General features: G+C 50.3%; 10 protein-coding genes and 2 tRNA genes. 3 read left to right on the forward strand and 9 right to left on the reverse strand.

Annotated elements, in window-relative coordinates; genetic code table 11:
* The first annotated feature begins 29 nt into the window (after positions 1-29).
* Both fmt and ONT19_RS01685 read left to right on the forward strand, forming a co-directional pair.
* Positions 30-1,124 (forward strand): methionyl-tRNA formyltransferase, encoded by a 1,095-nt coding sequence (gene fmt / locus ONT19_RS01680; protein ID WP_215652391.1) that lies wholly within the window; start codon positions 30-32, stop codon positions 1,122-1,124.
* A gap of 37 nt (positions 1,125-1,161) precedes the next feature.
* Positions 1,162-1,734 (forward strand): L-threonylcarbamoyladenylate synthase, encoded by a 573-nt coding sequence (locus ONT19_RS01685; RefSeq protein ID WP_118253812.1) that lies wholly within the window; start codon positions 1,162-1,164, stop codon positions 1,732-1,734.
* A gap of 198 nt (positions 1,735-1,932) precedes the next feature.
* Here the strand turns inward: ONT19_RS01685 and ONT19_RS01690 are convergent.
* The 9 genes from ONT19_RS01690 to rlmN all read right to left on the reverse strand — a co-directional run bounded on the left by ONT19_RS01690 (position 1,933) and on the right by rlmN (position 8,660).
* Positions 1,933-2,008 (reverse strand) — tRNA-His (locus ONT19_RS01690).
* Positions 2,009-2,042: 34 nt separating this feature from the next.
* Positions 2,043-2,118, reverse strand: a tRNA-His gene (locus ONT19_RS01695).
* A 78-nt stretch (positions 2,119-2,196) separates the two neighbouring features.
* The gene (secG, locus tag ONT19_RS01700) at positions 2,197-2,592 is read right to left on the reverse strand and encodes a preprotein translocase subunit SecG (RefSeq protein ID WP_006846337.1); all 396 of its coding nucleotides are present in this window, start codon (positions 2,590-2,592) and stop codon (positions 2,197-2,199) included.
* A gap of 36 nt (positions 2,593-2,628) precedes the next feature.
* Positions 2,629-3,408 (reverse strand): hypothetical protein, encoded by a 780-nt coding sequence (locus ONT19_RS01705; RefSeq protein ID WP_022121009.1) that lies wholly within the window; start codon positions 3,406-3,408, stop codon positions 2,629-2,631.
* A gap of 117 nt (positions 3,409-3,525) precedes the next feature.
* The gene (locus tag ONT19_RS01710; protein ID WP_006846339.1) at positions 3,526-4,047 is read right to left on the reverse strand and encodes an LptE family protein; all 522 of its coding nucleotides are present in this window, start codon (positions 4,045-4,047) and stop codon (positions 3,526-3,528) included.
* Entirely contained in the window at positions 4,044-5,372 is a 1,329-nt protein-coding gene (locus ONT19_RS01715) for a sigma-54 interaction domain-containing protein (RefSeq protein ID WP_264952439.1), read from the reverse strand. The genes ONT19_RS01710 and ONT19_RS01715 overlap by 4 nt, the downstream gene beginning before the upstream one ends.
* Before the next feature lie 161 nt (positions 5,373-5,533).
* Positions 5,534-6,631, reverse strand: a complete 1,098-nt coding sequence (locus ONT19_RS01720; RefSeq protein WP_264952438.1) for a PdxA family dehydrogenase — start codon at positions 6,629-6,631, stop codon at positions 5,534-5,536.
* 8 nt (positions 6,632-6,639) lie between these two features.
* The gene (locus ONT19_RS01725; RefSeq protein WP_264952437.1) at positions 6,640-7,575 is read right to left on the reverse strand and encodes a DUF4837 family protein; all 936 of its coding nucleotides are present in this window, start codon (positions 7,573-7,575) and stop codon (positions 6,640-6,642) included.
* A gap of 17 nt (positions 7,576-7,592) precedes the next feature.
* A complete protein-coding gene (gene rlmN / locus ONT19_RS01730; protein ID WP_022121005.1) occupies positions 7,593-8,660 on the reverse strand; it encodes a 23S rRNA (adenine(2503)-C(2))-methyltransferase RlmN in 1,068 nt (355 codons plus the stop codon).
* A gap of 136 nt (positions 8,661-8,796) precedes the next feature.
* Between rlmN and ONT19_RS01735 the strand changes: the two genes are divergently transcribed.
* Entirely contained in the window at positions 8,797-12,579 is a 3,783-nt protein-coding gene (locus tag ONT19_RS01735) for a DUF4922 domain-containing protein (protein ID WP_264952436.1), read from the forward strand.
* The last annotated feature ends 5 nt before the right edge of the window (positions 12,580-12,584 follow it).

Raw genomic sequence — 12,584 nt, forward strand, 5'->3', positions numbered from 1 at the left:
CTGGTTTTATTTTAAAATATTACTGTTTTATGGAGAAGAAGGATTTGAGAATTGTTTTCATGGGAACACCGGAGTTTGCGGTAGAATCCCTCAAGTGCCTGGTAGAGGGCGGTTATAACGTGGTGGCTGTGGTTACCCAGCCTGATAAACCGGTGGGCAGACATCAGGATACGCTGCAACCTTCGCAGGTTAAGCAATATGCCGTAGAGCATGGTTTACCGGTGCTGCAGCCTGTAAAGATGAAGGACCCTGACTTTGTGGAGCAGTTGCGTTCTTATCAGGCTGACTTGCAGGTGGTAGTTGCTTTCCGCATGCTGCCAGAGGTGGTTTGGGCGATGCCGAAATATGGTACATTTAATGTACATGCAGCCCTCCTTCCGCAGTATCGCGGTGCGGCGCCTATCAACTGGGCAGTGATTAATGGCGAGAAGGAGACGGGTGTTACCACCTTCTTCCTCGACCACGATATTGATACCGGTCGCATCATCCTGCAGAAACGTTTTCCTATTCCGGAGACGGCAAATGTGGAGTATGTTTATGACGGGTTGATGCATCTTGGTGCTGAATTGGCGCTGGAAACCATTGATGCGCTCATCGCTGCCGATGGCAATATCGGTTCCATTCCTCAGAGCGAAATGATAGGACAGGGTGCCGAACTTAAGCCGGCTCCGAAAATCTTCAAGGATACTTGCCGCATCGACTTCCACAAGCCTGCCAAGCAGGTGTATGATTTCATCCGCGGTCTTTCTCCATACCCTGGTGCATGGACTGAAATTAAGAAGAAGGAGACAGTAGTATTCTTTGACGATCCTAAGGGCGATGATGATTACGTGAGGTTCCCTGAGCCTACTGCTCATCCATCCCATAAGCAGAGTACACAGAAAATTCAGGTACTTAAGATATTTTCTACCCGTCTTTCATGTATGAAGCGTGGTGATGCGCCTGTGGGATCGCTCCGCGTTGAGGGGAAGTCGTTACAAGTAGCCTGCCTTGACGAATGGCTCATTATTCAGGAGTTGCAGCTCAGTGGCAAGAAACGCATGGATGCTTCTGCTTTTCTCAATGGTATGAAGGACATAGCTTATTATGAGTGTTTGAAGAAAGATGTTAGTGACGATTTTTAAGATTCAAAAGATTTTTGATTTTTAGTTTTATAGTATTATGACTGTAGATGAAGACATCAAGCGTGCTGTAGAGTGCATGCGAAAGGGTGGAGTGATACTCTATCCTACAGATACCGTATGGGGCATAGGATGCGACGCCACCAACCCTGAAGCGGTAAAGAAAGTTTATGAAATAAAGAAACGTGACGATTCTAAGGCGCTTATCTGCCTGATTGATTCTGCTGACCGCATGGCGCGTTATTTCCGCAATGTGCCACAGGTGGCATGGGATTTCATCGATGCTGCCATGCCTGTAAAGCCTACTACGGTTATTCTTGATGATGCGAGTGGTGTGGCTAATAATCTGGTAGCAGAGGATGGAAGTCTGGCGATGCGTATAACCTATGAGCCTTTCTCCAAACAACTCTGTTACCGTTTTCAGAAGCCTATTGTAAGTACAAGTGCTAATGTGAGTGGTGAGCCTGCTGCACAGAATTATCGCGACATCTCCGAGGAAATCCTCAATGCTGTAGATTATGTTTGCTGGAGCCGTCGTCAGGAGCATAAACCTCATCAGCCTTCCAGCATCGTTAAGATTGCTAAGGATGGTGAAGTGAAAGTAATCAGATAAGTTTTCAATTCATCCTTATATGAAATGCCTGCTAGAGGGATATTTTCTTCCCTTAGCAGGCTTTTTTGTATGTTTTCAGTCTATAATATACTTAAAGAAGTACTATTGCAATTCGTTTATATGACAAAAAAGAATTTCCGCTCAATACGGATATATAACAAGAAACCCTGCAAGAAAGAATCTTGCAGGGTTTATCTTGGGTGGAAGGTGGGACTCGAACCCACGACATTCAGAACCACAATCTGACGCTCTAACCAACTGAACTACGTCCACCATATTGGTTATGTTTTGCTTTTTCAAAAATAGTTGGGTGGAAGGTGGGACTCGAACCCACGACATTCAGAACCACAATCTGACGCTCTAACCAACTGAACTACGTCCACCATATTCTTGTTAAGCGGGTGCAAAGGTACGAAAAAAAAATGGTTCTACCAAATTTTTTCGTACCTTTTTTCTTATTTTTTATTTTGCAGGGCTTGTTGGAACAACTGGAGCTGCCTTCTGGGCATCTGCACCAGCTGCAGGAACAGCCTTCTGAGCACCTGCTGCTGCATCCTTGCTAGCACCTGGCATAGCAGGAAGAGCGGTCTGCTCCTGAGTGGCTCCCTCCAAAACACTGCTTTCGCCAGCTGCCTGAGGGGCTACATAAGCACATGCCACGCTGATGACAACCAAGGCTGCAGCGAGGCCCCATGTTAATTTCTCAACAATGTCAGTGGTCTTGCGAACACCCATGATTGAGTTGGTTGAAGAGAAGTTACTTGCAAGTCCACCTCCCTTTGATTCCTGGATGAGCACGATGAAAATCATCAGGATAGCTACCAGGACGATTAATACTACTAATAATGTGTAAGCCATTTTTTAAAACTAGTTTTATTTATTTATTATTCTTCTTTATTTCTTCTTGCTGTTCAGCATCAGTTTCTCAAGGAATCTGAGCTGGTCAACATAATATCCGTTCTTGTCAGGATGCTGCTGATGCAGGCGGCTGATGATTTCGTAAGCCCTCTGATACTTGCCCTGCTTGATGTAGATGCGGGCGAGGGTTTCGGTGAATACACCGCTGTTTTCCTCTTCGCCATCCTTGCCGGAATCGGTCTGAAGTTCGGGAGTAAATTCTGGTTTGTAATCTTCGTCCTGCTGGATTTTAGGCAGTTTGAAACCGCCATCCTCCATAAAGTCGTCGATGAGACTCATGGTGCGCGAAGTATCTTCTGGCTCCTGCTGGTCTTCGGTCTCCATGAGATAAGCCACATAGTCTACAGCCGCGTCAGCAGGTGTAGGCTTACGTTTCTCCTTCTTCTCTTCTTCGTCTTCTTCCATAGGAATGGATCCCAGGAAGTGGTCGATGAGGTCACTAGTACGGTCCCCGTGTTTTTCTGCTCCTATTCCTCTTACGCCTTGCTGCTTGTTGGATTCAGCCTCTTCAGGGGCGTTTTTTATCTGATAGTGGGCTGCCTCTACCATCTCGAAGATAATCTTACGGTCGGTGATGTAGATGGCTGCACGGCGCAGTTCTTCGTCGAAACTCGGGTCGTGGAGCAGGTACAGATTCTTCAACATCAGCAGGCGTGCCGTCTGATAATACGGATATAAGGCCAAGAGGGCGCGCAAGTCGTAGAGCGTCTCTCGGTTCATTTCCTCCGGGTGTTGTATCAATCTGCTTAATTCCACGATATTTTTACTTTACTTTACTTTATTTTACTTTGAACTTTGAACATTGAATTTTGAACTTTATGATTAGTAAAGCCGTTGAATTCTTCACTCTTCACTTTTCGTTCTTCACTTACTTTACCAGTTAGCTACCGTAGCGTTGAATATCTGGTCTACCAGGTCTTTGATAATCTGGGTTACCAGTTCTTCCTGCACCGAGGCAAGGCTCTGAGTGGTGTCGTAGGTCTTGGCAGATGTAAACTGCTTTTCAAAGTCCTCGGCATGGTTCTTGGTGTTGGTGAAACGTACGTTTACGGTGATACTGAGCTCGGTCTGTGCTGAGTATCCCTCAGAACTAACCGACTTGTTGCGCTGAGAATATTGGGTGATTTCGCCCTCTATCTTCAGGTCTCCGTTGCGTGACACCTGTATGAGCTGGGTGTTGCTGGCAAACTTATCCTTGAGTTCGTTGTTGAACATCGGACCCATCGGACCCCACACATACGAACTTCTGATAGGGAAGTCGGCTATCTGTATGGTCTTGGTTTTGGTGTAGTCGATGCTGGCACCGTTGAACTTGTAGCTCACGGAGCATGCTGCCATGACCGCCACCATCAGTGTGACTCCTATTATATATAGGTACGCGCGTATATGCTTCATAACTTATATTTGTTAATCTTTCTGTACAGAGTTCTGTCGGAGATTCCCAGTTCTTCTGCCGCTTTCTTGCGGTTTCCGTTGTTTCTCTCCAATGCCTTTTCTATCATCTGCTTGCTAAGGTCGCTGAGGTTCAGATTCTCGTTTTCTTCCTTGATCTCCTCAATTTCAGCATCCTCGGCTTCGGGTTTGTAAGTGCCCCTAATGCCTCCTGTAGCTATTTCCTGACGGATGTGTTGTAGCTCGTCGAGATCGGTAATCGGAGGTACGGAAGTAACCGGAGAAACCGATGAAACCGGAGATACGGATGATACTGGAGCTACCTGGGTATTCGGCTGAACCGGAGAAACATATCCGCCTGTACCGCCCAACTGGCGTGTCTCATCGAGTTGCTTGCGCAGGCTGTTCATCTCACGTCTCAGGTCGCTCACGTTGCCCCTCAGTTCGTAGAGAATCTTGTATAGCAGTTCGCGCTCGCTGGCGTAGCTATGGTCGTCCTTGCCATCCTTCTGTATGGTGGCGAGCTGTGTAGACTCCTCATCTCTCGGAATAAACTGGGTGAGGGTCTGTGCATCGATTTCTCTTTCTCGGCTCAGCACTGACATCTGTTCGGTAATGTTCTTGAGCTGTCTCACATTTCCCGGCCACTTGTATTTCAGCATGATCTGCTTGGCCTCATCTGAGAGTGAAATCTTAGGCAGACTGTATTTTTCGGCCATCTGCATGGCGAAGAGGCGGAAGAGCAGGAGAATGTCGTCGCCACGCTCTCTCAATGCAGGCATCTGTATCGGGATGGTGTTGAGGCGGTAGTAGAGGTCCTCGCGAAAGCGGCCTTCGCTCACAGCCTTGCGCATGTTTACGTTGGTGGCTGCCACGATGCGGACATCCGTTTTCCTTATCTCAGTTCCACCCACGCGGATGTATTCTCCCGTCTCGAGCACGCGCAGCAGTCTTGCCTGCGTCTGTATCGGGAGTTCGCCCACCTCGTCGAGGAAGATGGTACCCTTGTTGGCAATACCGAAGTATCCTTCGCTTTCGCCTATGGCTCCAGTGAAGGAACCCTTCTCATGTCCGAAGAGTTCGCTGTCAATGGTTCCCTCCGGAATGCTTCCACAGTTGATGGCGAAATATTTCTCTCTGCGGCGTGGCGAATTGTCGTGAATCACCCTTGGAATGATTTCCTTACCCACACCGCTCTCGCCGATGATGAGCACGGAGAGATCGGTCGGCGCTACCTGTAGGGCTACGTCGAGCGCATGGTTCAATCCGTCGCTGTTACCGACGATATTGTAGCGTTGTTTTATCTTTTGTAGTTCGGAAGTATCCATTTAGCTGCCAAAATTACTCATTTTTTCTGAATTATCTGCATTTTTTTTAAATTTTAACGTTCGGGAGGTCTGATTACAGGGCAGATTTGCCTTTTTTGCGTCATCTGCCCTCCCGAATCTTTCTTTATTCCGCTTTTTCTCGGGAATAGGGAATCTTTCTCTTATCCCTTTTTCTTAGGGATGGAGAATCTTACCTTCTCGCTCTCGTCACGCTTCTCGTGGTAGAGTTTAGGCAGTGGATTCTCGTAGGCCTCATCATAGTCTTCGCGGTTGCAGAAGGCATCCAGCGCCAAGTAGATGGCATGGCGGAAGGAGATTGCATCGGCTTCGTTGCAGCCCGTGATGCTGTAGCTAGGAGTGGTGTTGGCGGCGGTGTGCACGAGTGGCAGACCGGCAGTAAAGAGTACGCCATCCTCGGTGTAGAGAGAATGGAACGGGGTAGTAGCCTGATCATGATACATGGCCATGATGCCGTCGAACTCTACGAAATGGCCGTTGCCGAAGAACTCGTCAGCAGGGTAAGGACCAAAAGCTTGTATTTTCTGCTCGGCAAGCTGGTCAATGGCTGGGATGATGATGCTGGCTTCCTCTGGTCCGCAGCTCTCCTCACCGTTGTTGCTAGGATTCAGGGCGAGCACGGCGATGCGCGGGTTGGTAATCATGAAGTCTCGCTTCAGTGATGTGTGCATCTGCTTCACCTTCTCGATGATGAGCTCCTGGGTGATAGCTGCCGGCACGTCCTTGAGCGGAGTCTTTCCGGTTACGGATGCGATGCGAAGGTCGCCGCCGCAGAGGATGGAAAGGCCCTTGGCACCTTCGCCCAGGCAAGTTTCAATGTATTCCTTGTGGCCCTTGAACTGGAAGCCCTCAAATTGTGCGTTCTGGTTGTTTACCGGTGCGGTAACGAGCACGTCGAAGAGCTCGTCGCGGTAGTCGGTCATGGCTCGGTCTAGTGCCTTGATGGCTGCCGTACCCGATTTCTGAGTAGGCATGCCCATGTCAACCTTTACCTCCTCGTCTACGGCTGGCAGGAGGTTGATTCTTCCATCTTCAGCATCTTCTGCTTTCTGGATGATGGAGAACTGGGCAGGCAGATTCATCGCCTTGCGGTAATAAGCTGCTACTTTAGGCGAACCGTAGATGATAGGGGTACAATACTCCAACATCTCTGGCTCACTGAATGCCTTAAAAATGAGTTCGTATCCGATACCGTTGGTATCTCCGTGAGTGATGGCCACTCTAATCTTTTTGCTGTCCATTTATCGTTTTATTTTATAGTAGAAATCGCAGCTTCTAGCTGCTTGATTAATATTTTCTTTTTCATTTCGGGCGCATAGACGAAGCCGATGATGATGATTTCATCCCCCGTTTTTCTCAGGCGGATGCGCCTCATCACGTAGGGGCCTCCCATGGCATCGTCCTTCATCTCCCAGAGTCCTTTTTCAGAAAGGACCGGGATTATCATGTACATGCTGTCGGTTTCGCCGGGCATGTTTGTGCGGAGCATGCTGTCAATCTGCTGCTTCTCTTGAGCAGGAAAAGCATCAGAATTGGCTTTCCCTCTTCGTTCTTCCCTCTTCACTTTCATGAGGATGAGGTTCTTCATGCCCGAACTGGCGTTGTTTGAAATCCAGATGAAGTTCTTCGCCTTCTTGCTGGCCTGCATTTCGGCAGGGATGATCATGCTGATGCCGAAGTTCTTCTTTACCAGCTGCTGCATCTCGCGGTTCTGCTTGCTCGGGTTGGTGGAGATGATGGAGGCGAGGTGCTCCAGTTCAGTCTCATCTACGAGCTGGCGCAGTTTCTCGGGGTTGAGTTTCTCTCTGAGTTGCTGCAGCGAGCGGGCAGAGATGCGGATGACGGTCTGCGGTGAGGCATTCTCGTTGCGGCTCAGCCTGACTGAGAATTCCGCTGCCGGGATGTTCACTACGATGCGAGTTCTTGCGAGCAGGTAGCTGCCGTGGATCTTGCCCTTCTTAACCTGGATGAGCCGGCAGAGCGGTTCGGGTTGGGGCAGGGCAGGCACCTCTTCCGTCAGTATCTTCGTAACGATGCTGTCGGTATCTCCCTCGAGCACCACCTCGTAAGGCTGTCCTGTGCTCTTGGGCTGTTTTCTGTTTTTTCCTCCTCCCAGGCTGCAACTTGCCAGAAAAAGGAACAAAAGACAGCCGGCAAGTAGGATCTTTAAAGATTCTCTAACCATTTTTCCCCCACCTTTCCTTACTTATTCATCTTCTCTTCATCCTCGTGCTCACGGATTTCTCCGATTTTCTTCGAGGTGCTGAGCAGACCGCAGGCGGCGTAGATGTCCTGGCCGCGGCTGGCACGGATGGTGGTGAAGACACCATGCTGGGTGAGGTAATCACGGAACTGCTCCATCTTCTCATCATCCACACCTTGCAGAGGAATGTCTGGAATTTGGTGGAAACGGATCAGGTTGAAGCGGCAGTCAAGTCCCTTCACCAGTTTGATGATGGCCTTGGCATGCTGCATACTGTCGTTTACGCCCTTAAAGACGATGTATTCGAAACTCAGGCGGCGTTGATGAGAGAAATCATAGTTCCTCAGCAGTTCTACTACCTGCTCAATGCCCATGCCCCTTTCGGCAGGCATCAGTTCTGCGCGCTCAGAAGGGATAGGGTCGTGCATGCTGATGGCCACATGGCAGTCGCTCTCTTCCAGGAACCGCTTCAGTTTGTTCTTCACGCCCACCGAACTTACCGTGATGCGCTTCGGGCTCCATGCCCAGCCGTAGTCGGCGGTGAGAATCTCTGTGGCGCGCAGCACATTGTCGAGATTATCCATCGGCTCGCCCTGACCCATGAACACGATGTTGGTAAGCTTGTCCACCTCCGGCAGCGAGTAAATCTGGTTCAGAATGTCGCCTGCAGGCAAGCTGCCCTCAAACCCCTGCTTGCCGGTCTGGCAGAACAGGCAGTTCATCTTGCATCCCACCTGCGAAGAAACGCACAGCGTGGCGCGGTCTTTGTCGGGGATGTAAACCGTCTCGACAAATTTGCCGCTCCGGGTAGGGAAGAGGTACTTGATGGTACCATCCACCGAATGTTGTGCATCGGAATATCCGAAGCATCCTATTTCGTATTCGGCAGCGAGTTTGGCACGGTTCGCCTTCGAGATGTTGGTCATCTCGTCAATGCTCTTCACATGCTGCTCATAGAGCCACTTCGCCATCTGCCCACCGGTGAAGGCGGGCATGCCTAAGTCCTTTGCCACCTGCTTCAATTCGGCAAGTGTAAGGCCCAAAAGATATTTTTTTTCATTATTCATACTGCAAAGATAGTGTTTTTTGCCGAAAAATTAGTATCTTTGCCACATATTTTAATATAATAAGATAAAATAAAGATAAAAAACACAGATTTAGCCCCCCGAAAAGGGCTGAAGTGAACAAAAATAACGTAAGAAAATGAGAGAAAAAATAGACCTTTTCTTGCCTTGCGAATACATCGACGATGCGCAGAATGCCTTGTCGGTGCTTCATGAGTACAAGACTGTACAGCATATCCACTTCCTGGTGAGTGCTGATTTTGCCGCTCATCATCAGGTGCCCGAAGGATGTACGTTTGTCATCACCGACCGCCTGGAAAGCAGTAACACCATTGTCAGCATCGCTGAAAATACAGATGCCGACTACGTAATGATCTGTACCCGCCACACCACCATAGGATGGGGAAACAACACGCTGGAGCGATTCCTCAGAGTGGCAGATGATACGGATGCCGTCATGGTTTACGCCGACCACTACAAGATGGTGGAAGGCAAAATGGAGAAACATCCGGTAATTGACTACCAGTCAGGTTCTTTGCGAGATGACTTCGACTTTGGAAGCCTCTGGTGCATCAAGGCACAGGCGCTGGCCGACTACATCGCCCAACCCGACCGCGAAGAGTATCAGTTTGCCGCCCTCTATGACCTCCGTCTCTATCTGAGCCGCGTGGGTGAAATCTTCCATCTCAACGAGTTCCTCTATTCAGAAGCCGAACTCGACACCCGTAAGAGCGGCGAGAAGCAGTTTGACTATGTAAACCCGCGCAACCGCGAGGTGCAGATTGAGATGGAAAAGGCATGCACCCAGCATCTGGGCAAGGTGGGCGCCCTGATAGACACCACCTTCTACCGCCAGCCCGACTTCGGTGAACAGGATTTTGAATACGAGGCATCTGTCATCATCCCCGTCTTCAACCGCGAAAAGACGGTGGCTGATGCCGTGAAGAGTGCGCTGGGACAGAAGGCCAACTTCAAGTTTAACGTCATCGTAGTGAACAACCATTCTACCGACCGCACCGGCGAAATACTGGATGAACTTAAAGCCGACAACCTGATACAGATTGTGCCGGAGAGAACCGACCTGGGAATAGGCGGATGCTGGAACGAAGCCATCAACAGCAGTTTCTGCGGAAAGTTTGCCGTACAGCTTGACAGCGATGACCTCTATTCTTCACCAAAGACACTCCAGAAGATAGTAGATGCCTTCTACAAGCAGAAGGCAGCCATGATTATCGGCTCATACCGCATGTGCGACTTCGACCTCAACACCCTGCCACCGGGACTGATAGACCACAAGGAGTGGACCGATGAAAACGGATGCAACAATGCGCTGCGTATCAACGGATTGGGTGCTCCGCGCGCCTTTTTCACTCCGCTGGTCAGACAGATCCAGTTTCCTAACACCTCGTATGGTGAGGATTATGCGCTCGGCTTGGCATTTTCGCGCCGTTACCGCATCGGCAGAATCTACGACGAACTCTACCTCTGCCGCCGCTGGGGAGGTAACAGCGATGCTGCCCTCAGCGTAGAGAAGGTGAACGCCAACAACCTGTATAAGGACCGCCTGCGCACCATGGAACTGAAGGCACGCCAGCACATGCTGCAGGGCAAGGCCGACATTATGGAGGACAGTAGCATCTCGCGTTTCTTCAACCGTCAGCTGGAGGTTTGGACCGATGCGCGCCATCGCTTCCGCGACCTCAAGCATGTAGAAACCCGCCAGTTCTCCGACCAGCTGAAACTGCAGTGGAACCCAGCCCGCATCGTAAGTACGGGCGCCAAGATAGATAAGAAAACCCTGGGCGAGCGCCCTTGTTTCCTTTGTGACAAGAACCGTCCTAAGGAACAGATGTCGAAGCAGATAGACGAGAAATTCCATCTTCTGGTGAATCCGTTCCCGATTCTGCCAGTCCACTTCACCATTCCGGCACGCAAGCATCAGCCTCAGCTCATCTACAAGAACTACGGCGAGATGCACCGCTTCATCAGTCTGCACAGCGACCTGATGGTGTTCTACAATGGTCCGAAGTGTGGTGCATCGGCTCCAGACCATCTTCATTTCCAGGCAGGAACCAACGGCATCCTTCCTCTTCAGACCAACTGGCAGCGTCTCTCCCGCAACCTGACCGACATCATCTCTCTCAATGATGAGGAGAAAATCTCAGTGGTTCGCGACTTCATCGTTCCCGCCTTCGTCATCATCTCGAAGAGTGCTGAGAGCGATGAGGCCCTCTTCCGCCGTCTCTACAAGGCAATGCCTCAGCGTGGCGATGAAACCGAACCGATGATGAACATCATCTCCTGGCGCAAGGGCGAGGAATTCATCAGCGTGGTCATTCCGAGAGAAAAGCACCGTCCGGAAGCCTATTTTGCCGAAGGCGACGCCCAGTTTGTAGTTTCGCCGGGAGCCCTGGACATGAGCGGACTCATCATCACCCCTCGTGAGGAAGATTTCCGCAAGCTGACCGAGGAGAAGGCACTCTCGCTGCTGCAGGAATGTGGCGTTTCGGAAGAAAAGATGAACGCCATCATCGCCAAACTGAAGGCATCTAAGGATGCTGAGGATGCAGCCGAAGCCTCTTCCACCTTATATAATAAAGGTAAGCAGCCCGACGTAACGGTGGGCATCGTGAGTGCGCAGAAGATTCATTTCTCGCTCAACAAACCTTATCTTGCCAAGGGCGAAAAGGTGCTGGGCGAACAGGTGGTAGAATTCTCTGAGGGCGGTGTGCTCTGGAACGGCAACCAGTACAGCCAGCTCACCTTCCATCCGCAGAGTGCCGACGCCTCGTTTTCGCTGAGCGACGTAACCATCGGTGTCAATTTCCACTGGGAGCGCAAGGAAACCCAAACCTTCCTGGGCACGCTCCGCTTTGTGGTAGAATCGGATAAGATTGTGGCAATCAATGAGTTGCCTGTAGAGAAATATCTGGAGAGCGTCATCAGCAGTGAGATGAGTGCCACTTCGAGTCTCGAACTCCTGAAGGCGCACGCCGTCATCTCCCGTTCATGGCTCCTGGCACAGATGAAGAAGCGCCGAGAGGTGGCTGAGAGCGGCAACAACTTCTTCTCCTTCACCAAGAAGGAAGATACGCTCATTCGCTGGTACGACCGCGAAGACCACACCCTCTTTGATGTATGTGCCGACGACCACTGCCAGCGCTACCAGGGTATCACCAAGGAAACATCGCCCCATGTAGCTGAAGCCATCCGCCAGACCAAGGGACAGATTCTGATGGACGGCGAAGAAATCTGCGATGCAAGATTCTCGAAATGCTGCGGCGGAATAACCGAGGAATTCCAGTATTGCTGGGAGGACACGCCGAAGACTTATCTCACGGCGGTTCGCGACATCGCCCTGGGCGTGGAACATACACTGCCTAATCTGACCAATGAGGAGGAGGCTGAGAAATGGATCCGCTTTAATCCGCCAGCTTTCTGCAACACGCAGGACAAGAAAATCCTGTCAGAAGTGCTCAACGACTATGATCAGGAAACCGTCAATTTCTACCGCTGGAAGGAAACGCTCAGCCAGGAGAAGTTGCAGCAGCTCATCGCCGACAAACTGAAGATGGACCTGGGTGCCATCCTTGACATGAAGGCCGTGGAGCGCGGAAAGAGTGGAAGAATCAGCAAACTCCAGATCATCGGAACAGAGAAGACCTTTACCATCGGTAAGGAACTCGAAATCCGCCGTACGCTGAGCGACAGTCATCTGCTGAGTTCAGCCTTCGTGGTGGATAAGTATGATAAGGATGAGCAGGGAGTGCCTCAGCGTTTCGAACTCATCGGAGCCGGTTGGGGGCACGGAGTAGGCCTCTGCCAGATTGGTGCTGCCGTGATGGGCGAGCAGGGTTATCATTATGATGCCATCCTGCTGCACTACTATCAGGGTGCTGAAATCAAGAAACTTTATAAATAGTGATG

This window comes from Segatella copri (assembly GCF_026015625.1).
GTDB classification, from domain to species: domain Bacteria; phylum Bacteroidota; class Bacteroidia; order Bacteroidales; family Bacteroidaceae; genus Prevotella; species Prevotella copri_H.